Origin of the sequence: Parasediminibacterium paludis (assembly GCF_042651445.1) — a bacterium.
Taxonomy (GTDB): Bacteria; Bacteroidota; Bacteroidia; order Chitinophagales; family Chitinophagaceae; genus Parasediminibacterium; species Parasediminibacterium paludis.
This window is the reverse complement of record NZ_JBHSDC010000012.1, coordinates 238,977-261,908: the sequence shown is the minus strand read 5'-3', so window position 1 is coordinate 261,908 and position 22,932 is coordinate 238,977. Positions and strand designations below refer to the sequence as shown.

At 36.6% G+C, this 22,932-nt stretch carries 25 protein-coding genes and 1 pseudogene; 17 read left to right on the top strand and 9 right to left on the bottom strand.

The features are described 5' to 3' along the window. Positions 1-22: 22 nt before the first annotated feature. Together rpsL and ACFOW1_RS07930 are read right to left on the bottom strand one after the other, a co-directional pair. Positions 23-430, bottom strand: a complete 408-nt coding sequence (rpsL, locus tag ACFOW1_RS07935; RefSeq protein ID WP_379013416.1) for a 30S ribosomal protein S12 — start codon at positions 428-430, stop codon at positions 23-25. A 211-nt stretch (positions 431-641) separates the two neighbouring features. Next, positions 642-1,706 carry a branched-chain amino acid aminotransferase gene (locus ACFOW1_RS07930; protein ID WP_379013415.1) on the bottom strand — a complete coding sequence of 355 codons (1,065 nt, stop codon included), beginning with the start codon at positions 1,704-1,706 and terminating at the stop codon, positions 642-644. 64 nt (positions 1,707-1,770) lie between these two features. Between ACFOW1_RS07930 and ACFOW1_RS07925 the strand changes: the two genes are divergently transcribed. The 4 genes from ACFOW1_RS07925 (at position 1,771) to ACFOW1_RS07910 (ending at position 4,130) form a co-directional block, all read left to right on the top strand. After that, complete coding sequence (locus ACFOW1_RS07925) at positions 1,771-2,355, top strand: hypothetical protein (RefSeq protein WP_379013413.1); 585 nt, start codon at positions 1,771-1,773, stop codon at positions 2,353-2,355. Positions 2,356-2,423: 68 nt separating this feature from the next. Then, positions 2,424-3,074, top strand: a complete 651-nt coding sequence (gene rdgB, locus ACFOW1_RS07920) for an RdgB/HAM1 family non-canonical purine NTP pyrophosphatase (RefSeq protein WP_379013411.1) — start codon at positions 2,424-2,426, stop codon at positions 3,072-3,074. After that, positions 3,062-3,496 (top strand): acyl-CoA thioesterase, encoded by a 435-nt coding sequence (locus ACFOW1_RS07915; RefSeq protein ID WP_379013410.1) that lies wholly within the window; start codon positions 3,062-3,064, stop codon positions 3,494-3,496. The genes rdgB and ACFOW1_RS07915 overlap by 13 nt, the downstream gene beginning before the upstream one ends. 1 nt (position 3,497) lies before the next feature. Further along, positions 3,498-4,130 carry a phosphatase PAP2 family protein gene (locus ACFOW1_RS07910; protein WP_379013408.1) on the top strand — a complete coding sequence of 211 codons (633 nt, stop codon included), beginning with the start codon at positions 3,498-3,500 and terminating at the stop codon, positions 4,128-4,130. A 158-nt stretch (positions 4,131-4,288) separates the two neighbouring features. Here ACFOW1_RS07910 and bshA read toward each other — a convergent pair whose 3' ends face one another. Further along, complete coding sequence (gene bshA, locus ACFOW1_RS07905) at positions 4,289-5,425, bottom strand: N-acetyl-alpha-D-glucosaminyl L-malate synthase BshA (protein WP_379013407.1); 1,137 nt, start codon at positions 5,423-5,425, stop codon at positions 4,289-4,291. Positions 5,426-5,628: 203 nt separating this feature from the next. Between bshA and ACFOW1_RS07900 the strand changes: the two genes are divergently transcribed. Next, positions 5,629-6,999: a M20/M25/M40 family metallo-hydrolase gene (locus tag ACFOW1_RS07900; protein ID WP_379013406.1), complete on the top strand. Its 1,371-nt coding sequence runs from the start codon at positions 5,629-5,631 to the stop codon at positions 6,997-6,999. Between the two features lie 30 nt (positions 7,000-7,029). Beyond that, a complete protein-coding gene (locus tag ACFOW1_RS07895) occupies positions 7,030-7,443 on the top strand; it encodes a hypothetical protein (RefSeq protein ID WP_379013405.1) in 414 nt (137 codons plus the stop codon). A gap of 95 nt (positions 7,444-7,538) precedes the next feature. On the opposite strand, the gene ACFOW1_RS07890 is transcribed toward ACFOW1_RS07895, so the two are convergent. Continuing rightward, positions 7,539-8,294 carry a DUF6261 family protein gene (locus ACFOW1_RS07890; RefSeq protein WP_379013404.1) on the bottom strand — a complete coding sequence of 252 codons (756 nt, stop codon included), beginning with the start codon at positions 8,292-8,294 and terminating at the stop codon, positions 7,539-7,541. A 635-nt stretch (positions 8,295-8,929) separates the two neighbouring features. On the opposite strand from ACFOW1_RS07890, the gene ACFOW1_RS07885 reads away from it, so the two are divergent. The 10 genes and pseudogenes from ACFOW1_RS07885 (at position 8,930) to zwf (ending at position 17,516) form a co-directional block, all read left to right on the top strand. Further along, on the top strand, positions 8,930-9,097 hold the full coding sequence (locus ACFOW1_RS07885; protein WP_379013403.1) for a DNA adenine methylase: 168 nt from the start codon (positions 8,930-8,932) through the stop codon (positions 9,095-9,097). After that, the gene (locus ACFOW1_RS07880; RefSeq protein WP_379013402.1) at positions 9,097-9,888 is read left to right on the top strand and encodes a DpnI domain-containing protein; all 792 of its coding nucleotides are present in this window, start codon (positions 9,097-9,099) and stop codon (positions 9,886-9,888) included. The genes ACFOW1_RS07885 and ACFOW1_RS07880 overlap by 1 nt, the downstream gene beginning before the upstream one ends. Beyond that, positions 9,872-10,225, top strand: a complete 354-nt coding sequence (locus ACFOW1_RS07875; RefSeq protein WP_379013401.1) for a hypothetical protein — start codon at positions 9,872-9,874, stop codon at positions 10,223-10,225. Before ACFOW1_RS07880 ends, ACFOW1_RS07875 begins: the two co-directional genes overlap by 17 nt. Positions 10,226-10,314: 89 nt before the next feature. Next, positions 10,315-11,389, top strand: a pseudogene (locus ACFOW1_RS07870) (IS3 family transposase); the annotation flags it as partial. 366 nt (positions 11,390-11,755) lie between these two features. Beyond that, positions 11,756-12,154, top strand: a complete 399-nt coding sequence (locus ACFOW1_RS07865) for a DUF5655 domain-containing protein (protein ID WP_379013400.1) — start codon at positions 11,756-11,758, stop codon at positions 12,152-12,154. Between the two features lie 11 nt (positions 12,155-12,165). Continuing rightward, positions 12,166-12,885, top strand: a complete 720-nt coding sequence (locus tag ACFOW1_RS07860) for a class I SAM-dependent methyltransferase (protein WP_379013399.1) — start codon at positions 12,166-12,168, stop codon at positions 12,883-12,885. A 245-nt stretch (positions 12,886-13,130) separates the two neighbouring features. Continuing rightward, positions 13,131-13,979, top strand: a complete 849-nt coding sequence (locus tag ACFOW1_RS07855; protein ID WP_379013398.1) for a family 43 glycosylhydrolase — start codon at positions 13,131-13,133, stop codon at positions 13,977-13,979. Next, positions 13,973-14,233 (top strand): hypothetical protein, encoded by a 261-nt coding sequence (locus tag ACFOW1_RS07850; protein WP_379013397.1) that lies wholly within the window; start codon positions 13,973-13,975, stop codon positions 14,231-14,233. The genes ACFOW1_RS07855 and ACFOW1_RS07850 overlap by 7 nt, the downstream gene beginning before the upstream one ends. Before the next feature lie 248 nt (positions 14,234-14,481). Continuing rightward, positions 14,482-15,906 carry an NADP-dependent phosphogluconate dehydrogenase gene (gndA, locus tag ACFOW1_RS07845; protein WP_379013396.1) on the top strand — a complete coding sequence of 475 codons (1,425 nt, stop codon included), beginning with the start codon at positions 14,482-14,484 and terminating at the stop codon, positions 15,904-15,906. 86 nt (positions 15,907-15,992) lie between these two features. Further along, complete coding sequence (gene zwf / locus ACFOW1_RS07840; protein ID WP_379013395.1) at positions 15,993-17,516, top strand: glucose-6-phosphate dehydrogenase; 1,524 nt, start codon at positions 15,993-15,995, stop codon at positions 17,514-17,516. Between the two features lie 62 nt (positions 17,517-17,578). Here the strand turns inward: zwf and ACFOW1_RS07835 are convergent, their stop codons facing one another. Genes ACFOW1_RS07835 through ACFOW1_RS07815 form a run of 5 tightly spaced genes read right to left on the bottom strand, consistent with a single transcriptional unit; the run spans position 17,579 to position 19,964 of the window. Beyond that, on the bottom strand, positions 17,579-18,232 hold the full coding sequence (locus ACFOW1_RS07835) for a DUF1361 domain-containing protein (protein ID WP_379013394.1): 654 nt from the start codon (positions 18,230-18,232) through the stop codon (positions 17,579-17,581). Then, positions 18,229-18,597 carry a diacylglycerol kinase family protein gene (locus ACFOW1_RS07830; protein ID WP_379013393.1) on the bottom strand — a complete coding sequence of 123 codons (369 nt, stop codon included), beginning with the start codon at positions 18,595-18,597 and terminating at the stop codon, positions 18,229-18,231. Before ACFOW1_RS07830 ends, ACFOW1_RS07835 begins: the two co-directional genes overlap by 4 nt. Further along, positions 18,594-19,079, bottom strand: a complete 486-nt coding sequence (locus ACFOW1_RS07825) for a Coq4 family protein (RefSeq protein ID WP_379013392.1) — start codon at positions 19,077-19,079, stop codon at positions 18,594-18,596. The genes ACFOW1_RS07830 and ACFOW1_RS07825 overlap by 4 nt, the downstream gene beginning before the upstream one ends. Positions 19,080-19,128: 49 nt before the next feature. Beyond that, a complete protein-coding gene (locus ACFOW1_RS07820; RefSeq protein ID WP_379013391.1) occupies positions 19,129-19,425 on the bottom strand; it encodes a winged helix-turn-helix domain-containing protein in 297 nt (98 codons plus the stop codon). Positions 19,426-19,430: 5 nt separating this feature from the next. Then, complete coding sequence (locus ACFOW1_RS07815) at positions 19,431-19,964, bottom strand: hypothetical protein (RefSeq protein WP_379013390.1); 534 nt, start codon at positions 19,962-19,964, stop codon at positions 19,431-19,433. A gap of 234 nt (positions 19,965-20,198) precedes the next feature. On the opposite strand from ACFOW1_RS07815, the gene ACFOW1_RS07810 reads away from it, so the two are divergent. Next, a complete protein-coding gene (locus ACFOW1_RS07810) occupies positions 20,199-22,682 on the top strand; it encodes a DUF5686 family protein (RefSeq protein ID WP_379013389.1) in 2,484 nt (827 codons plus the stop codon). Positions 22,683-22,932 lie beyond the last annotated feature (250 nt).

Genomic DNA, 22,932 nt, shown 5'->3' with positions numbered 1-22,932 from the left:
TAAATATTGTAAACTTTTTAAATTATTTCTTTTTTCCTGTTGGTGCTGGTACAGCGCCTTTCTTCGCGCGCTTGGTACCATATTTACTACGGCTTTGCTTACGATCTTTAACGCCAGCAGTATCTAAACTACCACGTACAATATGGTAACGTACACCTGGTAAGTCTTTCACACGACCACCACGAATCAACACGATTGAGTGTTCTTGTAAGTTGTGACCTTCACCTGGGATATAGGCAATCACCTCAATTTTGTTTGTTAAACGCACTTTGGCTACTTTACGTAACGCAGAGTTTGGTTTTTTAGGTGTTGTTGTATAAACCCTGGTGCAAACACCACGGCGTTGTGGGCACGCGTCTAAAGCTCTTGATTTGCTCTTTGCTCTGATAATTTCGCGACCTTTTCTTACTAATTGTTGTATTGTAGGCATTCTAACCTTTATTTTTTTTCGGACGGCAAAAGTAACAGAGTCTACATTATCTTCCAAATAATTTAAAGCTCTATTTTAAAAATTTAATTTACGCTGTCCTCTTTATGACTGAAAACGATTAAAAATCAATAGTTTGTAGTTGTTACCTTTAAATAAAAACGCTTTTTTTAGCAGAAATATTATAAAATGTAACTGTGCTTATTTTTGAAACTTATATCTTAAATAACCAATTGTGTCTATCTGCAACCTCACTGTAGCGAATAGCATCCAATTGGCGCTTAATTTCTTTCGCTACCACTGCGTTTTTTACATCTAATTCCATTTTAATATTGCTACTGCCAAACTCTTTAATAGGTGCTACAGTTGCAGCAGTACCTACACCAAAAGCTTCTTTTAAAGCACCAGAATGATAAGCAGCAATTAATTCGTCTATATTAATTCTTCTTTCTTCTACTTTTAAGCCCATTTCTCTTAAAATTGTCAATGCGCTGCTGCGTGTAACACCTTCTAAGATGGTGCCTTCTTCAAGCGATGGCGTAATGGCAGTATCGTTAATAACAAAAATCACATTCATCATGCCTACTTCTTGCAACCATTTGTGTTCAAATGCATCGGTCCACAATACTTGGTCGTAGCCAAGCGCTTTTGCCTCTAAAGCCGCTTTCATGCTGCCACCATAATTACCTGCATTTTTAGAAAAACCCACGCCGCCAGGAGCAGCACGGGTGTAGGTATCTTCAATGTAAATTTTCATTGGCTCAGCATAGTAAGGACCTGTAGGGCTTAATATGATTATGAATTTGTATGTCTCGCAAGGTTTTACGCCCAAAACAGCATCAATACCAATCATAAATGGGCGGATATACAATGAATGTTCTTTTTTAGCAGGTATCCAATCGCTATCTATTTCCACCAATTTTCGCATGCCTTCAATAAATATTTCTTCAGGAACTGAAGGCATACTCATTCTATCTGCCGATTTATTAAAACGTTTGTGATTATCGTAAGGTCGAAAAATGGACGCTTCTCCCGCAGCATTTTTATAAGCTTTAATACCTTCAAAAATGGCTTGACCATAATGGAAAACAGCCGTTGAAGGATCGCAAGACAAAGGTTGATATGGCTTAATTTCTACACTTGACCATTCGCCATCTTCAAAAGTAGCTTCTAACATATGGTCTGTGAAATATTTACCAAAAGGGATGTTTTCTAAATTCAAGTCGTTTAACTTACTGCTTTCTGCTTTTGTAATTACAATGTCCAATGCTGCCGTCATAACGTTATATATTTGATGCAAATAAACAGAAAAATAAAAAACTAACAACCGTTAATATTTGTTGATGAATAATAAGTTTGGAAATATTGAATTGCCCGACTTTGTGTTGGTTGACTTTTTTAGAGATAATTTGGTTATAGTTAACGATATAGTTGGGCCGCCTAATACTCAAGTAGTTGCTGCTTCGCAATCAATGCCAGCCGACACAACCATTTCGCCAGCTATTAAAAAAACATCCTTACCAGTACCAAAAAAATGGTTTCTTGGCGATAACCAAAAGCATATTGTGATATTGGTAAATGATATAGAATCGGTATATTTAAGAGATGAATGGCTGCAATTTTTAAGCAATATTTTAGGCGCTTGTAAATTGAATTTAGGCGACGTTGCCATCGTTAACCATGCGAATAATTCAATGCTATTCGCCGACTTTCAGCAGCAATTAGCCCCAAAACATTTTATATTGTTCGATGTGGCAACGCAACAAATTCAATTACCTTTTACAATGCCATTTTATCAGCTACAACAATTTGGGAGTACGCAGTTTTTGCTAGCGCCTTCATTGGCTTTGATGCTTGGCAATACCGATGCCGTGAAAATGGAAAAAAGTAGGCTATGGTTAAGTTTAAAAAAAATGTTCAATATTTAGAATGCTGAGTAAAATGATTTAGAAACCACGGGTAACATCAAGATATTCATTTAAACTGGGATACAATTATGCAAAATCATATCAATCATGCAAATCAGCGGTTAATATTCGCCACCAATAACCAACACAAGGTTGATGAAATAAAAGTGGTAATAGGTGAGCATTTTAATATAGTAACCTTGAAGGATGCTGGTATTGCTATAGATATACCCGAACCACATGATACTTTGGAAGCCAATGCAACAGAAAAGTCTACTACTATTTATCGCTTAACGGGCAATAACGTATTTAGTGAAGATACTGGCCTTGAAGTTGCTGCTTTAAATGGTGAACCTGGTGTAAAAAGCGCTAGATATGCAGGAGAGGGTAGAGATTTTCAAGCAAATATTGATAAGCTATTGGCAAACCTCGAAGGTATTACGAATAGAAAAGCACAATTTAGAACGGTCATTTCTCTAATACTCAACAACCTAGAGCACTTGTTTGAAGGTATTTGCGAAGGCAATATTATTACCCACCAAAAAGGCTTAAAAGGCTTTGGCTACGATCCTGTGTTTGTACCTAACGGCAGCACTAAAACCTTTGCTGAAATGACTATTGAAGAGAAGAATCAATTTAGCCACCGTAAAAAAGCAACAGATAAATTGATAGCCTTTTTGAAAGTACAACAATCATTGTCAATCATTACAATCATTTCATCATACATATGGAACGCATAAAAATACATTTACCAGAAACCTTTTCTTTTTCTACCAATATACCCATTCGTATAACAGATGTTAATTACGGTGGCCATGTTGGTAACGATTCTTTTTTGTCTTTAGTACACGAAGCAAGGCTACGATTCTTAGCTAGCAAGGGTTTTAGCGAAATGGATGTGATGGGTGTAGGCCTAATTATGGCCGACGCAGCCATAGAGTTTAAAAAAGAAATGGTATATGGCGATACAGTAAAAATATCCGTAGCCGCTACAGGCTTTGATAGAATTGGCTTTGATTTATTCTATCTATTAGAAGTAGAAAAAGATGGCGTTACTGCTATTGCCGGTAAAGCAAAAACAGGTATGATGAGCTTTGATTATACCAATAAAAGGAAAGCGGCTATACCTGATGCTGCCATTGAAATATTACAGTCTATTTAATATGATACCATCCAAACTCAGTTATTCAAACTTTGTAATCGCAAGTGTTATCTGCATAGTGAGTGCCACCATTTTGTTTATCATGAATGGAATACTTGGTACCATCCCTTTTTTCTTATTGGTAAACCACGATTTAGGCGCTGCAGCAGATATAGTGTTTACTTCTATTACAAATTTTGCAGAAGTCGTACAATGGATTGTCGCAGCGATCATAGTACTGCTTTTTCGTAGACATTTCTTTCCATTATTACTAGCGGCCTTTACTATTTCAACACTATTGGCACAGGGCATTAAAAGCGCTTTGCCCGAACAACCAAGACCATCAAAAGCTATTACCGATGCTAGCTTGTATCACTCAGTAAAGGGGGTGGTGTTGCATTCGGTAAATAGTTTCCCTTCAGGCCATACCACAGCGGCTTTTACCTTGTTTTTAACAGTCTGTTTGTTTATTCATAAAAAATGGATTGTTCCTGTGGGCTTTACTTATGCTTTGGCAGTAGGTTATTCTAGGGTTTATTTAGCACAGCACTTTCCTAAAGATGTAGCCGGCGGTATGTTGGTAGCGGTAATATCTGTTTGCTTTGCAGTGGTAATACAGCAGTTAATTGTCAATAAATTTTATAAAACAAAATAAGCTATGCGAAGTCTCTGACTTCGCATTTTATATGTTCTTGCGAGTTTACAAACTTGGTTAAACATAGTGAGTACGAAGTCAGAGACTTCGTACAGCAATAAATGAGTACGAAGTCAGAGACTTCGTACAGCAATAAACGTACAGCAACAAACGAAAAATTAACAAAGCCCAGTTCTACAATAGCGCCTGTAAAGTGTTTCGTAAATTGGAACAATATTGCTTATATCAAATGTACAAGCATGCTTGTAGGCAGCTTCTTTCATGGCTTGCAATTGATTATCGTTTTGTAGTATACCTACCGCAAAGTCGCTCATAGCGGCAACATCGCCTACATTGGCCATAAAACCCGTAACACCATGGATATTAATTTCTGGCAAGCCGCCTGCATTGGTACTTATCACTACCGCTCTTGCGGCCATAGCTTCTAGTGCAGATAAACCAAAACTTTCATAATCGCTTGGTAATAAAAATAGATCGCTTACCGCCATTATTTCTTCCATTTGCTCTTGCTTGCCCACAAAACGTACATCTTCGGACACACCTAATTCGCGGCTCAGTTCTTCCGCCGCATGACGCTCGGGACCATCACCTACCATCAATAGCTTTGCGGGCATTTGCGTACGAATTGCCGCAAACACTTTTATCACATCATCAATACGCTTTACTTTTCTAAAATTACTGGCGTGAACAACAATTTTCTCGCCATTGGGTGCTATTACTTTCTTAAACGCATCAAATGGTTTTTTATCAAATCTGCTTACATCTACAAAATTGTGTATCACTTCTATATCCTTGGTAATAGGGAAGTTTTTATAGGTTTCGTCTTTTAAGTTTTGAGATACGGCTGTAATCGCATCACTTTCATTTAGCGAAAAAGTAACTACAGGTTCGTAAGTTTTATCTCTACCTACCAATGTAATGTCTGTACCATGCAAGGTGGTAATGACTGGTACGTTTCTATCTATCTTTTGTTTAATTATTTGCTTTGCCATATAGGCTGCCGATGCATGCGGTATGGCATAGTGCACGTGTAGTAAATCTAAATCGTAGTTCATAATCACATCCACCATGGTACTTGCAAGTGCAATTTCATAAGGTGGATAATCGAACAGTGGATAGGTAGGTACACGTACTTCGTGGTAAAAAATATTTGCGTTGTATACATTCAACCTTACAGGTTGCTGATACGTAATAAAATGAACTTGATGCCCTTTATCTGCTAATGCTTTGCCTAATTCTGTGGCTAATACGCCACTACCGCCAAACGTAGGGTAACAAACAATTCCTATACGCATAAAAATATAGTTAATAGTTGATGGATGATAGCGAATAGTCTAACCATAGACTACAAACCATCATCTATGAACTTGCAAATAACAACTATTTATCAATGCGGTTCGTCCGACTATCATTTTATAAACATTTCATAACCCAGCAAACCATTATCTTAGTGCCTATCATCATCGCTGTAACGCAGTGATACTAAACCATCTACTACATGAGAAAATACTTTTTATTGCTGCTAGCTATGCCCTTTATTGCGGCTGCACAAACCAATCAAGATTCGGTATTTATTAAAAATCTTAGCGACGAGATCATGCGCAATGGCAAGGCCTACGACTGGTTAAGAGAATTAACCAAAGGCATTGGTGGTCGTTTGGCTGGCTCGCCACAGTTTGCCAAAGCCGTACAATGGGGTAAAAAAACTATGGAAACCACCAAAGGGGATAAGGTGTTTTTGCAAGAATGTATGGTGCCACATTGGGTGCGTGGTGGTAAAGACAAAGTGGTTATTACTTCGGTCGATAACAAAGCTATCAGCAAAGCATTAGACGCTTTGGCACTTGGCAATTCTATTGGTACAGGTTTAAAAGGCTTAACCGCAGAAGTGATTGCGCTGAATAATTTTGATGAACTTGAAAAACGCAAAGATGAGATTAAGGGTAAAATAGTATTGTTTAATTATCCATTTAACCCCACTTATATTGTACCTAGTAGATCTTATGGTGAAGCTGGTGCTTATCGTCGTGGTGGCCCAAGCAAAGCCGCTAAATACGGTGCTGTAGCGGTATTAACCCGTTCGTTAACAGAGGCAACAGATAATAATCCGCACACAGGTGCTACTGCTTACGATACTACTTTACCAAAAATACCTTGTGCTGCTTTGGGCACGCAAGATGCTGATTATTTGTACAAGCTAGCCACTGCCTCTAAAGTAAAAGTGTCTATTACTACAAATGGTCATTTTTTACCAGATACTATTGGACACAATGTTATTGGTGAAATAAAAGGCACTGAGTTTCCTAATCAATACATCACATTTGGGGGGCACTTAGATAGTTGGGATATAAACGAAGGCGCACACGACGATGGTACAGGTGTGGTGCAAGCCATAGAAGTAATGCGTGCCCTAGTGGCAGTTGGCTACAAGCCAAAACATACGTTGCGCTTTGTATTATTTGCCAATGAAGAAAATGGTGGCCGCGGCGGTAACAAATATGCTGAGGCAGCTAAAGCCAATAACGAAGAACACATTCTAGCGATAGAAAGCGATGAAGGTGGCTTTACACCGCGTGGATTTAGCTTTACCAGTAGCCCAGAGCAATTGCAAAAAGCCAATACTTGGTTGCCATTATTAAAACCTTATGGTACAGAAACCATGGGTAGTGGCGGAGGCGGTGCCGATATTGGGCCCTTGAAAACATTATTAAAAACACCTATCGCTGGTTTTGTGCCAGACAATCAACGTTATTTTGATATTCACCATGCTCGTACCGATGTGTTTGAAAATGTAAACAAACGTGAGTTGCTATTAGGTGCGGTAAATATTGCTGGTTTAATTTACTTGGTAGACAAATACGGTTTATAACCACATTTACGATAAGTTTGAAAAAAAGTTATGGCAATCGACACACTTTCCGATGTACCAAAAATTAAAAAACATAATTGGTTTAGAAATCTCCTATTAAAGTTGGCCTTGTTGCTTATAATCATCCTTGGTGTATACGTGTATTGGTCTTATTACAATGTATACAGCGATGGCGACAGAACGGGTGTTTTAACCAAAATATCGCACAAGGGCAATATTTTTAAAACCTACGAAGGCGAAATGATGATAGGCAATATGGCGCAATCGTCTTTAGGGTTGGTAAACGAAAAATTCTATTTTTCAGTAGCCGATAAAAGCATTGCCGATACCTTAATTAAACTGCAAGGGCAGCGGGTTACGTTGCAATATCAGCAGTATAGAAAAAGTATCGTTTGGCGTGGCGATTCTGAATACATAATTGTAGGCTATACTAAAGTGCCATAGTGTATGTCTAAAAGTAAAATGCCAACCCGTAATAGGTTGGCATTTTACTTTTACCTAAATCTCAAAGATTTCAAAAAGCATTTAGGATTAGAGAATTACCCAGCAGGCGTCACAGGGGTAGCCGCTGCTGCCTTTGCTGCAACACCTTCTCTTTTTGCCAAAGTATCTGCATAGTATTGTCTGCCAGTGTTAATGACAGCCAAAATATTAGTATAATAATCGGTGTTCTTTTTGGTTTTAGCCATTACCAATACATACTCTGCAAGGTTTTTATAACTGTCTAATAAGTTGGCACGCAAGGCTTTGGTATCGTATACCACCGTGCTTATAATATCGTTAGAGCGCTTGTTAAATATGGTTGTAAAATGGTTGCTAGCGATTTCTAAATCTGTAATGTACTTTTCTAGCCCAAGTAATTGCACAAATGGCGCGTAAGTAGTACTGTGCAATTCTCTTAATAAATTAACAATGCCCAAGGTTTCAGCTTCATAATTTCTTTTTTCAACGCCATCAAAGCTGTGTAATACAATTTTTAAGTTTCTATAAGCTACTTGTTCGGCCGCTATGTCAGAAAATTCGTACACCGATACTGCTCTGCGAATAGTGACAATTTTTTTATCACGTTTATCATCTAGGTCTAGCAGCATGGCCGATTCTGCCTTTGCTTTTATTTGTATAAGCGCATCATTGTACGTTGGCGACTGGCTTACAAGCGCTTGGTGCAAGTTTTTAAACTCAGCATCGGTGGTGGTAACAATGCCAGCACTTGTGATATCAGTTAAATAGCGAACAATAAACTGACCAGATTCTACATACTGTAAACGTGAGAGATTAAGAGGATACAGTTTCATAAACATGTGTTTTTAACTTGAAAAGAATAATTTACAAAATCTAAAATAATTGAATTTGTATAAAATAACAAAATTAAATACTATTAACATAATGTTAAAGCTGTGCTATTACGGCTGAGGCAACGCGTGTATTATTGTCGGCAGTCCTTTGTACAGGTACAATATCGTCTTGCAATGCGTGGCTGTGCATTGAATTGGTATAACGGCTTCCTGCAACTTGCGGCAGCCTGTTGTATAACTACCATGCACTCCTGCAACTTAAAACAGCTTGTTGTACAGGTACGACAGCTTCCTGCAAGTTGAGACAGCCGATTGTATAGGTACAATGGGGAGCTGAAAATTGAGAAAAGGGGATTTTTTGAGGGAAATTTGATTGAATATATTGATTTCTTGAAGGTCGTTGAGGTGAGAAGGAATTGGCAAATATACATAAGCATATCAACAGGGTTAGCGTAATAGAACTTAAATAACAAGTTGTAAACACCACGGAATTAGCTTACGATAACACACTTTTTAGTAAATCATTTCGTTTAGTTTTGAAAAAATACATGAATCTTTTAGTTTTTATGTATTTTCTTTCTTAAAATACTAATAATATTATACTTTTGAACTAATATTTTTAGCAAAAAAATTCAATGAAAAAGAGTAAATTAGTAACACCGTTTTTAAAATGGGTTGGTGGCAAGAGACAAATCATGTCTTCGATAGTTGAGCTACTACCTAAAAATATAGCTACCTATAATTACGTTGAACCATTTGTTGGGGGAGGTGCAGTTAATGAACTTTTAAAAAGTGCAGCATAATGGATTTGCATTTTAACTTGAATTTGATAAGTCAATACACCAGCAATTCTCAAATTTCAAGAGTATTGACAGAAAGTTGGGTTAAAGAAAATTCATTTTGCCTAGATTGTAATAACGAAAAATTACAACAGTTTAATAACAATTCACCTGTGGCAGATTTTTACTGTTCGAATTGTTCTCAAGAATATGAATTGAAAAGTAAGAACGGTTCACTATCGAAGAAAATAGTTGATGGTGCATATCATTCTATGATTAATAGAATTGAAGCAGACAATAATCCCAATTTTTTCTTTTTGACCTATAATAAATCAAATTGGTGTGTCAAAGATTTTTTGATAATTCCAAAGCATTATTTTGTTTCGGAATTTATCGAAAAAAGAAAACCACTTTCAGATACTGCAAAACGTGCTGGATGGACAGGCTGTAATATCTTATTGGAAAAAATTCCTACTTCAGGAAGAATTTTCCTTGTAAAAAATTCAGAAGTCATCAAACGAAACTTAGTCATTGAAAAATGGAAAGAAACAGAATTTCTGAAAAATGTAAACCATAAATCTAGAGGCTGGTTAATCGACATTTTGAATTATGTTGATTTAATTCCTGCTCGAACATTTAGGTTAGAGGATATTTATAAATTTGAATTTGAATTAAGAATTAAATATCCTAACAACAACTTCATAAAAGATAAAATAAGACAACAATTACAATTGTTAAGAGATAAAGGAATTATAGAATTTATTTCTAGAGGAACTTATAAAAAGAAAAATAATAACTATGATTTATTACGGTAAAATTGCGAATGAAATTTTAAATGAGAATTTAGGAAATCGAAAATTTAATACGTGTAAAGGTTATTTCTTGGATAAAAAGGTGTGGATTGCATTTGATAATACTACTGGTAATTGCTGGGTAGAAGAATTTAAAACCGAGGAATTAGCTATATGTTGGTTAGAGAATTTCTACGAAATGTCAGAAATTGAAGACTTTATTATACTAAAAATTCAAAAAGATTTATTTTTCCTTCCTGATAATGGTTTTTTGAAAATCCAATTTCTATCTAATAAAATAACTTCTAAATTATATCAGGTTTCTACTTTTGGGATAGAAGCGAAAAGTACCTCTATCTGATGATTTTCTCGTAAGGCAGCTTTGTAAGCTTCCCCAAAAACAGTACGTTTTAAAAGTAGACAAAAGTCTTAATTTTAAACACGTAAAACATGAAAAAGAGTCAATTCAGTCCGAATCAAATTGCAGCTATTCTCAAAGAGTTTGACAATGGCAAGTCAGCCGAAGAAATTAACCGTGAATACGGTGTTAGTAAAGCCAGTTTATATAAATGGCGACAGCGTTATGGTGGCATGGACGCCACTGAACTTAAACGTATCAAAGAATTGGAAGAAGAAAATGCTCGATTAAACGATTAAAGAAGATGTACGCCAATTTGGCGATGGAGCTTGATGTAGCAAAATACATCATTGAAAAAAAGTTATAAAGCCTTGCGATAAGCGTAGGATTATTGAGGATCTAAGAATAGAACGACCAAAAGACATCGGCAAGGCGTGTCGCATATTACAGATCAGCAGAAGCAGTCTGCACTATCAATCTATTAAAAATGATGCAGTGATTATTGCACAGCTTCAACAACTGGCACAATTGCACCCTATGGAAGGATTTTGGAAGTGTTATGGTCGTATACGCAACCAAGGAACTGTCATTAATCACAAAAGATTACACCGTGTATATCAGCAAATAGGCCTGCCTTTACGTCGCAAAGTAAAGAAACGCTTACCTGTCAGGGTAAAAGAACCACTAGCCGTACCGCTGGCATTTACACAAACATGGAGTATTGATTTTATGAGTGATGCCTTGAGTAACGGCACTAAATTTCGTTCCTTCAATGTCATTGATGATTATAACCGTGAAGTGTTGTTTATTGAAACAGATTATTCATTGAAAAGCAGTCGTGTTATATGGGTACTAAAGCATTTAATGAATCGCTATGGTAAGCCACAAAAAATAAGAATGGATAATGGGCCTGAGTTTGTGGCTAAGCTTGCACAATCATGGAGCAAAGCACATGATATTGAATTTGCCTACATACAGCCAGGTAAACCTATGCAAAATGCTTACATAGAGAGGTTCAATAAAACATATAGAGAAAGTGTGTTGGATGCTTATCTGTTTGATACAATTGATGAGGTGAGAGAAGTAACACAGCTTTGGGTGGATGATTATAATCATGAAAGACCGCATGATGCCCTAGGTGGGCTATCGCCAATTAGGTATCGGAAACAAAACGTTCAATCTGTTGGGCTCCGTTACGCTACAGCTACGCCTTCGCTTCACTACACCCAACAGATTGATGCAAACTGATTATTAAAATGATAAAATAATCTACTTTTAAGTCGTACTAAAAATGGGGAGCCTACACTAGTACTGCGTGTTAAGCGACTAAAACGTGCCTGCGCATGTACGACAAATTAGGAGAGTATTTTAAGCGGCGAGCCACTATTGACGAGGCTGCATTGAATTTTTTTTAAGTACCATAAGTAATGCAATATCAGCCGCTTCATATACAGATAATGGGTAACAAAGTGGTCGCTTCGTATTTAGGCATTACATCCGCCACTTTAAGTAGCATAAAATCTAAATTGTAATATGTGGACCTGCCCAAAATGTGAACGCGAACTACGTAACCCCAACCAATGGCATAACTGTGTAAAAGTGAGTATAGACAGTCTGTTTGAAGGGAAAGCTGAAGAACTAGTATTTGTATTTGATAGGTTATTGTCAGAAATAGTAGACTGGGACAATGTGGTAGTTAGCGCCACTAAAAACTGTATTGTATTTGTGCATCATCAAACGTTTCTCATTATTAAACCAATGAAAAAAGTATTAGACTTAAAGTTTTATTCTGCCACCCACCAAGAAGAAGACCCCATTGTAAAAAGTATTTTTTATTCGGGTAAATACGAAAATCATATACGCCTTGCCTCATTAGACGACATCACACCAACTATTTATAGCCACCTTAAGCAATCTTATTTACTATTATAAAAATTAAAAACATGCGCAAAGTAAATTATGGGGTAGATGCACCCAATATTATGCGAAATCTTATTTTATTGGGGATGATAATAGCAATTGCAGGACTAAAGCTTCCGTTACTTTCACCCAATATCATCTTAACAATCATTAGTTATTTAATGGTTGTATTTGGTACTGTTTTCTATCTGCTTGGTATGGCCATGTGTGCCTATAGCCTTAAAGGCAAATACAGAACTAGAGATTTAATGCTTTCCAAAATAAATTGGCAAGGCAACGAAATGGTACTAGATATTGGTACAGGGCAAGGGCTTTTAATGAACGGTGCAGCAAAACATTTAACCACAGGAAAGTCGGTAGGTATAGATATTTGGAGCAGCAAAGACCTATCAGATAATAGCATCAATAAAACTTTGGCCAATGCTGAACTAGAGGGCGTGAAAGACAAAATAAATATTAGAAATGAAGATGCTAGAAGTTTAACATTTGCAGATAACTCGTTTGATGTGGTGCTTTCATTGCTGTGTATTCATAATATTGAACCGAAAGCCGACCAAGAAAAAGCTTGCTTTGAAATAGCTAGAGTATTAAAACCGAATGGCATTGCATTAATTGGTGATTATGTGCCTACAACAGCGTATGCCAAGGCATTTGCCAAAGCTGGCTTAATTGTAAAAAGTTCAAAACCATATTTTACCACCGCTTATGCTTTAATGTGGATTGTAGAAGTAACTAAAGCATAGTTAATAGAAAATATTTTGATAGATAATTAGGTAAATTAACATGCAGAACTTTAATACAAAAGCCACGAACTAAAATTGTGGCTTTTAGTATTTTACTTATTATTTTTCTTGCTTTGTGAATTTGAGTTATTCTATCATTAATATGGTTCTTGTCTCGATTTTTGTATTTTCATGCGCCTTTTATTTTTGTAACGTAATCACATTGGCTATACGTACTCTTTGCTAAAGCTTTTAATTCGCCATCAATGAAACAGCACATACAATGTTTTAAAACATTACTTCTATCAATAGTAATCCTCTTTTTTGGGTGTGCAAATAGCCTAGCGCAGGAAACAGTACCTCAAGAAACAGCAACTTTTAAAAATGGCAATTTTGATGAATTTATAGAATGGCACGATACACATGGTGACATTATTAATGCCCATGATGGCGGTATCATTTTCGTTAACAATAAATATTATTGGTACGGACTTGCCCTTAGACCTTTGGGGGAAGATAAAGGCGAAAACAGTGGCGCTGCTACTACCACTGGCATTAACTTGTACAGTTCCACCAATTTACTTGCATGGCATTACGAAGGGGTGATTTTACCAACCTCACAAGATATTACTAGTCCGCTGCGCTCGCCTATGCGATTAGAAAGACCGAAAATTATTTATAATAAAAAAACAAACAAGTTTGTGATGTGGTTTCATTATGTGGGTTATCCTGGCAATCACAAACAAGATATTGGGTTTGCAGATGCAGGTGTAGCCGTGGCAGATAAAATAACTGGACCATTTCAATATATCGGGCATCAGCGGCCAATAAATGATAGTGGTGCGGTAAAAGACTGCACACTTTTTATGGATAATGATACCACCGCATATTTTGTTTACGATAGAAAAATGCCTGATGGTTCAAGATGTTTGCATGTGGTACAACTAACAGATGATTTTTTGAATACGACTAATAAATGGGCAAAAATTGATGTTGCTAGCCGACGTGAAGCCCCCGCCGTTTTTAAGCACGATGGCACTTATTTTTTAATAACATCAGACGTGTCTGGATGGAAGCAAATGCTGCTAAAACTTTCAAATCAAACAATATGTTAGGGCCATGGATAGAAGTGGGTAATCCTTGTGTGGGCGAGCAAAAAGAAAGTACTTACAACACACAATGCACTAGCATTTTTGAAGTACATGGCACTAAGAACGTATCTATTATTATGCTTGAAAGGCACAACACAAGTAATTTCCTAAACTGCGCTTACGTTTGGTTGCCCATTGAAATAAATAAAAATGAAGCGCCTTTCTTTCCGTACAAAAAAGAATGGGGTTTTACATCTACTATTTTATCAAATGAATAATATTTAGGTAAATGGGGGCAATCAAAACAAATTGTTTATAAAATATATCTCTGCTAATCTTTTGTCTTCATGGACATTTAGGGCTGGTAATTATGGTAAATCCGTCTATAGCTTTTATTTTATTCTATCCAATAGGCCTCAAATTACCACCGTTTGCATTAAATTATCGTTTTTAAAAAGCTACTAGGGTGTAAGAATATCATTACAATGCCTAATTTGCAGCCTCAACGTTCAAAAAAATTCAGATTATGTCTCAAAAATTTGATTTCGCAATGATAGGCCTAGGTGTAATGGGTCGTAATTTATTATACAACATGGCCGACAACGGATTTGCTGTTGTGGGTTTTAATAAGAGTGCTGAAAAACTTAAAGCCTTAGAAGAAGATGCTACGCCAGGTACTAAAGTAAAAGGTGTGACATCTTTGCAAGAAATGGTAGACTTATTAGCTGTGCCTCGCAAAATAATTTTGCTGGTTCCAGCAGGCGCTCCTGTGGACGAAGTACTTGGTTCACTACAACCATTGTTACAAAAAGATGATGTTATTATTGATGCTGGTAACTCGCATTATACAGACACGATTCGTAGAATGAAAGAGCAAGCCGAGTTTGGCTTCCATTTTATGGGTATGGGTGTTTCTGGTGGCGAAGAAGGTGCAAGACGTGGTCCAAGTATTATGCCAGGTGGCGATAGAAGTGCTTATGAAAATGTGGCACCTGTATTAAAAGCTATTGCTGCAAAAGCTGATGGCGAACCATGTGTAGATTATATGGGTAAAGGTGCTGCTGGCCACTATGTTAAAATGGTACACAATGGTATTGAATATGCGATCATGCAAATTTTAGCTGAGGTGTACGATATATTAAAACGTGGCAAGCAATTTACCAATGCAGAATTGCATGATATTTTTGCAAAATGGAATCAGGGGGATTTACAATCATTCTTGATGGAAATTACAGCAGATGTGTTTTTGCAAAAAGATGATAAAGGTGAAGGCGATTTAGTAGATAAAATATTGGATGTAGCTGGCAGTAAAGGTACTGGTAAATGGACTTCTCAAAGCGCTATGGATATGAGTGTAGCCATTCCCGTAATTGATGCTGCAGTAAGTATGCGTAATATTTCTTCTTTAAAAGAAGAACGTGTAGCAGCTTCAAAATTATATGATACTGTAGACCATGTAATACCTACCGATAAAGCAGTTTTAGTACAACAAGTACACGATGCATTATACAGTTCTATCATCATTTGCTATGCACAAGGTTTAGCCATGTTGCAAAAAGCATCAGTAGAATTAGACATGGATATTCCATTGCAAGATGCGGTGAAAGTATGGCGTGCAGGTTGTATTATTCGTTCTTCTATGTTGGGTGTATTTTACAATGTGTGTAACAGTAATCCTGGCATTAGCAATATCTTATTAGCGCCAGAAATTGTAGAACTTGTAAAAACAAAATTAGCTGGCTTAAGAAGTACGGTATTATCTGCTGCTATAGCAGGTATCCCTGTTATGGGCTTAAGTAATGCATTGTCATATTTTGATGCTTTCATTACTGAGCGATTGCCATTAAATTTAACGCAATCACAAAGAGATTTCTTTGGTGCGCATACTTATAAACGTATTGATGTAGAGGGTGTTTTCCATACGCAATGGTTCTCATCTACAGCGCAATAAATTTAATTGTCATGCTGAGGCTCGAAGCATCTAACTTAAAATAGATGCTTTGTACCTCATAATGAGATTACAAAAAACAAATGATTATGTCTTCATTGATTAAAAGACCATCTGCGTCTGTCATATTTATTTTTGGTGGTAGCGGCGATTTGAATTTACGCAAACTAACACCCGCTTTATACAATTTATTCATCGACCAATACATGCCTGAAAAGTTTACTGTTGTTGGTATTGGGCGCAGTGAATATTCAGATGAGAAGTACAGAGAAAGATTATTAGAGGGTATTAGAAGCTTTTCAAGAAGAAATGATGTAGCTACCAATTGGGATACGTTTTCTGCTAATTTACAGTACTTGCAAATGGATGGCGAAGATGAAGCTAGCTACCAAAAAATAACGCAAATAGTAGAAGCCAAAGAGAAAGCATGGGGCGAACATCCAAGCGTTATTTTTTACATGAGTGTAGCACCTCAGTTAGTACCTGGTATTGCTACCAACTTGCACAAATTGAACTTGTGTAGCGAAACGGCGTCGGTGCGTATCGTGGTAGAAAAACCATTTGGTCATGACTTAGCTAGCGCTAAAGAATTGAATGCTTTATTAACGAGCATGTTTGCTGAAGAGCAGATTTATCGTATAGATCATTATTTAGGCAAAGAAACGGTACAAAACATATTGGCTTTACGCTTTGCAAATGTATTGTTTGAACCAATTTGGAACAGAAATTACATTGAACATGTACAAATTACCATGGCTGAAACCGTTGGTGTAGAAGGTCGTGGTGGTTATTACGATCAATCAGGAGCGTTGAGAGATATGTTGCAAAACCATGTATTGCAGTTATTGTGTATGGTAGCAATGGAAGTGCCTGTAAGCTTTGAAGCCAATGAAATTCGTAATAAAAAAGTAGATGTATTAAATGCTATTAGACGTATCACGCCAGAAGAAGTGCATGCTGTAGCAGTACGCGGTCAATATAGTGAAGGTTGGATGAAGGGTAAAGAAGTAATTGGGTACAGACAAGAGAAAAACGTAAACCCAAAATCTAACACTGAAACCTTTGCTGCTGCTAAGTTTTATATAGATAACTGGCGCTGGCAAAATGTACCATTTTATGTGCGTACTGGTAAGTACTTGCACCAAAAAAGTACTGTCATTACGATTCAGTTTAAAGATGCGCCTAGCTATGCCTTTCCGCCTGAATCAACGGAAACATGGCGCAATAATCGCTTAACAATCAGTATTCAACCAGAAATGGATATTCGCTTGCGGTTTCAAGCTAAAAAACCAGGTCAAGCAATGGAATTAAATCCAGTTGACATGATTTTTAGCTACAACGATGCATACGATAATGAACATGAACCAGAAGCATACGAAACTTTACTGCTAGATGTTATGGAAGGCAATCCTGCATTGTTTATGCGTAACGACCAAGTAGAACAAGCTTGGGAAATCATCACACCAATTTTGGAAGCTTGGGAATCAAGGCCAGCTGTTGATTTCCCTAATTATGGACCAGATAGTTGGGGGCCTGAGGATGCAGAAGCATTGATAGCAAGAGATGGGTTTAATTGGGTGAATTTGCCAAGTAAAAAACGTAAAGACGTTTAGATATTTTAAATAGCACAAAAAAAAGCGATAGGATTCTTCCATCGCTTTTTTTGTAACCAACCCTAAACCAACTCGCTAGTATTGCTCGTTTTTAATTGCTGCAATGTGAAATAAATAATGGTAAGCATAATGCCGAACAAAGCAGTAAAAGCCCAAACATGATAATTTTGAAATGGATGCCTGATTTGGTGCAAAGAATCCAATAAAATATGTTGTGGTTTTGTGATAATATCCCAACTATTATAGCGAGAATATCTGCCAATATACACACCATAGCCACATAATATCAAGCTAGTAAACACAAAGCCTTGTACCCATCGTTTACCCCAAAAAATGTGTAAGAATTTTTCTACTTGCATGAGCGATACAATACCTAATAAAAGGCCGTTCCAGGCACCTGTGGTTACGATTAATAAATCGTACCACATAGGTATAGGTTCTCTAAGTTCGTAGTGAAAAATATAAGTAATTACATAAGGTGCATTTGGTAAAAATAATAGCCATAAAGCCAGTAATAAAATGGTGGTAAAGTCAATCCTTGTATGCTTTTGAAGGCGGCTACTACAAAGCCAAGGAATAATTGCCAAAAACAAATTCCAGCCGTAAAAAATATAGGACAAGTCATTTGTATAAACGATTCTAACTAGTACCAAGACTATTGTAAAAGCAATAGAAAGGATGAGCATTTTACTAATGCCAGGTAATGATTGTTTCACAGTAATACTATAATTTTTGGTAAAAAAATAATGATGCCAATAACAACGCTAATAATAGCTGCAAGTACTACAGCCGAAGCACTTACATCTTTAATCACTTTAATAGTTGGATGATAGTTTGACTCAACCAAATCGCATAGTTTTTCTAAAGCACTGTTTAGCATTTCTAAGCCTATTACTAAAGCAATGCATAGTAATATTGCTAACCACTCTATCGCAGATATATGCAACATGATGCTTGTAATAATAACTATTATTGCTGATGCTAAATGAATTTTACCGTTTCTATCATTTGCAAAAAAATGCGTCATACCTGCGAAAGCATTTGTAAAAGATTTGAGTAAGCTTTGTTGTGAAGGTTTCATTGTCGCGGTTTAAAAATTTGTGATTTTACAAACTCAGTTTCAAGCGTAAGTAATTGCATCCAATCCCATGTATAGATAGGGTTACAATCTTTTCCCATTTGATAAGCAAGCTGCATCATTTGCCAATATTCCGGCGTAAATACTAAGCCAAATGCAACGGTAATTAAAACAGGAAAGGAAATTCTACCATTGCCAAACATAAAACATTGCATGCAAATTTCACCTTCTTCAGAGGTATCGTAGCCTAGTAATAGATGTTTCATATCGTGCCTTGCATAGTGAGATAAAATGGCAATATCTTTTTCTTCTGCGTAATCAATTAAGTCTCTACCTACAGTTCCTATTGGCATACTTTGGAGGGTTTCTAAACTATGGGGTAATGGTTTGGCCTTGCGTGTAATTTTTAAAATTGGCAAGGCGATTTGATGTGTTAGGAATGCTAAAATTCTGCATCTTAGAGTTAGTTGTTTAGATTTTTTCATGTGTTTATTTTAAAAGTGCTTTGAATTTCAAAGTATTAGTGTAAAAAAATTATTTTGTCGCTTGTATCATTTTTTCAAGTGCTGCCAAATGGTCCTTAAATGCTTTTTCACCAGCTTTAGTGACTGAATACAGCGTATTGGTTTTACGACCAATAAAACCTTTCTGCACCTTGATGTAACCATTGTCTTCCAAGCCTTTTAAATGGCTAGCAAGATTACCATCGGTGGCTTGTATCAGCTCTTTTAGGTCGTTAAAGTTTACTTCATTATTTACTACCAAGGCGCTCATGATACCTAGTCGTATTCTGCTATCAAAAACTTTATTTAAATGTTCTATTGGGTTCATGGGTGTTAGTTAGATGGTGCATCTGAATGTCGGTCGTATTTATTCCACATTATGGCGCCATACACAATATGCAGTATACCAAAGCCTATTGCCCAAAAATATAAACCATAACCGATGTAAAAAAGATTGATACTACCGAGTAATATTTCTAAAAGTCCTAAATATCTAATATCATCGTAGGTGTATTTACTACCATTTATAAGTGCTAAGCCATAAAATATTAAGCAAGCTGGCCCAATAAATAGCCATTCACCATTTACTAACATGCCCACTATAAAAATACCGCCTGTTAATAAAGGCAAGCAAAGGTTTACTACTAATCGTTTACTGCTGGCGTTCCACATAGCAATACCATCTTGCTTTGCCTTTTGCCAAGTAAAATAAAAGCCTGCGGCAAATACTAAGGCTATTGTTACCAAACCAAGTACAAATAATTTCAGCTCAAGGTCTTTAAAATCTGTAGCGCTCCAAAAGCCTTTTTGGTTATCGTTACTGTAGTATTGATGAATGAACTTGTGAGCTGTAAAAGCACTTGCCAAGCCAATAATCCCTGCGGCAATGCCACTTTTACCACTTAAGTAATAAAGCGACTGCTTCTTTCCATGATATTTTTAATATCTTTTAAAGAATTTAAATGGCTGTTATTGTCATTCATAAAAGTACTTTGAAAAACAAAGTAAAAGTAAATTTAAGTACTTGCCAAATTTTTTTAGAAACCTTAAAACTTCTGGTTGCGTATGTTTCTGAGAGGTAATCATTACTTTTGAAAAGATATGAACAAGTGGCTTCTATTCAGGTATTTATTGCTCGTTCCCCTTCTTGGTACGGCACACTTGTATGCGCAAAAGTTGGTATTTATAGGTGTGGTAAAAGATAAGCAAAGCGATGAGCCCATCCCTTTTGCATCTGTGTTTTTTAAATTATCTGGCAAAGGCTCTCTTACTGACTCTACAGGCACATTTACTATTAATGCAGAGCAAATTGTGCCAAACGATTCCTTACGTATAAGTGGCGTTGGTTATAACCTAGTAACCATACCTTACAGTGCGCTTAAAGCCAATACCTTATTTGAAATAAAGCTAGAAGTTGCGCATGCTGGTACAGAGGCGGTAGTAAAATCTAAATATAACCGTGCCTTGTGGTTTTGGCGACAAATCATAAAACATAAGCCTTACCACGACAGAACTACCTATAACAATTATGGCTACGAAATTTATAATAAGCTAGAAGTAGATATTCAAAATTTTAAGAAAGAAAGCTTTGAAAAAAACAAGCTACTAAAGCCACTTAACTTTATTCTCGATTTTGTAGATTCCACTTCAGAAGATAAGCCTTTTTTGCCTGCCTACATAACGGAAACCTTGTCTGATTATTATTACCAAAAAAATCCACACAAAGCTCGCGAATTGATAAAAGCAACACGTACCAATGGTATTGAAAATGAAAGCTTGGTAAAAGAATTGGGTGGCATGTACCAAAATGTAAACGTATACAGCAATACTATTCCCATCTTTAATCGGCAGTTTATTAGCCCATTTAATGATAATGGCGATAATTACTACAACTTTAAATTGCTCGATACACAATACCTCAGCAGTAAGCGTTTAATCCATTTGCGCTTCACGCCAAAGCATAAAGGCGAGGATACGTTTGAAGGCGATTGTTGGATTCATGATGCTAGCTATGCTGTACAAAAAATAACACTTCGCCCTCAAGAAGATGCAAGTTTAAATTTTGTAACAGGCATGTCCTTGATACAAGAATTTAAACTAATTAATGATACTGCTTGGTTTTTGTACAAAGACAAATTTGTGGCAGATATTGCACCTATTAGTAAAAATAAAGTAGGTTTAAAAGGAAGAAAAACTACTACCTATAAAAATATTTTAGTAAATGATACTTCGGTAGTAACAGCATTAAATAAAACTAAAGCCATTGAAAAGGTAGAATTATCTCAAAATCACCAACAAAATTCTGATAGTTTTTGGGTCAATAATCGTCATGAAGTATTGACTCAATCAGAACAAAGCGTGTATAAATTGCTTGATACATTGACCAATAATCCTACATATATTGGCTATAGAAATACCATACAGTTTGTAGCTAAGGGCACTAAAGATATTGGCAACATTCGTATTGGGCCTTGGTTTTATTGGCTCAGTGACAATCAATATGAAGGGCGACGTGTAAGGTTTGATTTGGCAACCAATAAAAATTTTGATAAGCATTGGAACCTGCATGGTTATTTGGCTTACGGCTTTAGAGATGAAAAATTTAAAGGCAAAGCAGAAGTAAAATACCAGTTTAATAGCCAACCATGGGGCTATATCAATGTGTCCTATCGCAATGATATGGATAATGGCCAAACCCGCTACGACCAGCTAGCTACCGATAATTTATTTGCCGCCGCTTTACGCCGTGGTGGCATTGTACAAAAATTTCAACGCGCCGAAGAAAAGAAAATAGAATACTACCAAGAAACCAATAAAGGTTTCGGCTTTGGCTTTTCTGTTACAGAAAAGCAAATAGAACCGCTTGCCAACTTGCCCGACGCTAAATTTTTCACGCAGCCTAATGCCTTTAATACGTTTGAAACCAGTGTACGCTTGCGTTACGCCTATGCCGAACGAACTTTAGAAAGCAATTTTAACCGCATTAGTTTGGGTAGTGATTTCCCGATAGTTGACTTTACCTATACCCATGCTTTTAATGGTGTGCTTAGCAGTGGCAACCAGTACGATAAATTAAATCTATCGGTAAGAGATTTTTTAAAAGTAGCGCCTTACGGCAAAATTTATTATAACCTTTTTGCGGGCAAAACCTTTGGTACAGCCACTTACAGCTTTTTGGATATTTTGCCTGGCAACGAGGCACGCTACTTTAACCGCCAAGCATTTAACCTAATGAATCGCTTTGAATACATTGCTGATAGCTATGCTGGCTTTAATGTAGAACACAACGTAGGTTCGGGTTTATTTAGATTTACGCCGCTTACGCGTAAATTAAAATGGCGCCAATTGTGGACGGCTCGTGGTGTTATCGGCAATTTATCGCAAGCCAACCAAAAACTGAATTTTGTGGGTAGCTTTCCATTTAAAAACCTTAATAACAAAATGTATCTAGAGCTTGGTACAGGTATCGATAATATCTTACAGTTTTTTAGAGTAGATTTTGTGTGGCGTGTCTTGTCGCCATCACCAAGTGCAGAAACGGTGGACCATTTCGGGGTGTTCGGCAGTTTTCATTTCTCGTTTTAAAATTGTAAAAACCAAATTATCTAAAACGACTATATTGTACCGATTTTACTTTGTAATGCCCAACTTCAACTTTGCAGTGACTAACTGCAAAAGTGGGGCGACCAATTGTAAAAGTATGGTGACAATCTGCAAAAGTGCGGTGACCAACTGCTAATCTGCAGTGACAACTTACAAAAGCGCGGTAACGGATGTATCCCATTAACTGTGTAATTCTTGAACTTGGGTAATCATGAAAAAAACTGAGAACAAC

Coding starts and splice junctions, on each gene's coding strand:
- rpsL (WP_379013416.1), bottom strand. CDS start 430: ATGCCTACAATACAACAATTAGTAAGAAAAGGTCGCGAAATTATCAGA.
- ACFOW1_RS07930 (WP_379013415.1), bottom strand. CDS start 1,706: ATGACGGCAGCATTGGACATTGTAATTACAAAAGCAGAAAGCAGTAAG.
- ACFOW1_RS07925 (WP_379013413.1), top strand. CDS start 1,771: ATGAATAATAAGTTTGGAAATATTGAATTGCCCGACTTTGTGTTGGTT.
- rdgB (WP_379013411.1), top strand. CDS start 2,424: ATGCAAAATCATATCAATCATGCAAATCAGCGGTTAATATTCGCCACC.
- ACFOW1_RS07915 (WP_379013410.1), top strand. CDS start 3,062: ATGGAACGCATAAAAATACATTTACCAGAAACCTTTTCTTTTTCTACC.
- ACFOW1_RS07910 (WP_379013408.1), top strand. CDS start 3,498: ATGATACCATCCAAACTCAGTTATTCAAACTTTGTAATCGCAAGTGTT.
- bshA (WP_379013407.1), bottom strand. CDS start 5,425: ATGCGTATAGGAATTGTTTGTTACCCTACGTTTGGCGGTAGTGGCGTA.
- ACFOW1_RS07900 (WP_379013406.1), top strand. CDS start 5,629: ATGAGAAAATACTTTTTATTGCTGCTAGCTATGCCCTTTATTGCGGCT.
- ACFOW1_RS07895 (WP_379013405.1), top strand. CDS start 7,030: ATGGCAATCGACACACTTTCCGATGTACCAAAAATTAAAAAACATAAT.
- ACFOW1_RS07890 (WP_379013404.1), bottom strand. CDS start 8,294: ATGAAACTGTATCCTCTTAATCTCTCACGTTTACAGTATGTAGAATCT.
- ACFOW1_RS07885 (WP_379013403.1), top strand. CDS start 8,930: ATGAAAAAGAGTAAATTAGTAACACCGTTTTTAAAATGGGTTGGTGGC.
- ACFOW1_RS07880 (WP_379013402.1), top strand. CDS start 9,097: ATGGATTTGCATTTTAACTTGAATTTGATAAGTCAATACACCAGCAAT.
- ACFOW1_RS07875 (WP_379013401.1), top strand. CDS start 9,872: ATGATTTATTACGGTAAAATTGCGAATGAAATTTTAAATGAGAATTTA.
- ACFOW1_RS07865 (WP_379013400.1), top strand. CDS start 11,756: ATGTGGACCTGCCCAAAATGTGAACGCGAACTACGTAACCCCAACCAA.
- ACFOW1_RS07860 (WP_379013399.1), top strand. CDS start 12,166: ATGCGCAAAGTAAATTATGGGGTAGATGCACCCAATATTATGCGAAAT.
- ACFOW1_RS07855 (WP_379013398.1), top strand. CDS start 13,131: ATGAAACAGCACATACAATGTTTTAAAACATTACTTCTATCAATAGTA.
- ACFOW1_RS07850 (WP_379013397.1), top strand. CDS start 13,973: ATGTTAGGGCCATGGATAGAAGTGGGTAATCCTTGTGTGGGCGAGCAA.
- gndA (WP_379013396.1), top strand. CDS start 14,482: ATGTCTCAAAAATTTGATTTCGCAATGATAGGCCTAGGTGTAATGGGT.
- zwf (WP_379013395.1), top strand. CDS start 15,993: ATGTCTTCATTGATTAAAAGACCATCTGCGTCTGTCATATTTATTTTT.
- ACFOW1_RS07830 (WP_379013393.1), bottom strand. CDS start 18,597: ATGAAACCTTCACAACAAAGCTTACTCAAATCTTTTACAAATGCTTTC.
- ACFOW1_RS07825 (WP_379013392.1), bottom strand. CDS start 19,079: ATGAAAAAATCTAAACAACTAACTCTAAGATGCAGAATTTTAGCATTC.
- ACFOW1_RS07820 (WP_379013391.1), bottom strand. CDS start 19,425: ATGAACCCAATAGAACATTTAAATAAAGTTTTTGATAGCAGAATACGA.
- ACFOW1_RS07810 (WP_379013389.1), top strand. CDS start 20,199: ATGAACAAGTGGCTTCTATTCAGGTATTTATTGCTCGTTCCCCTTCTT.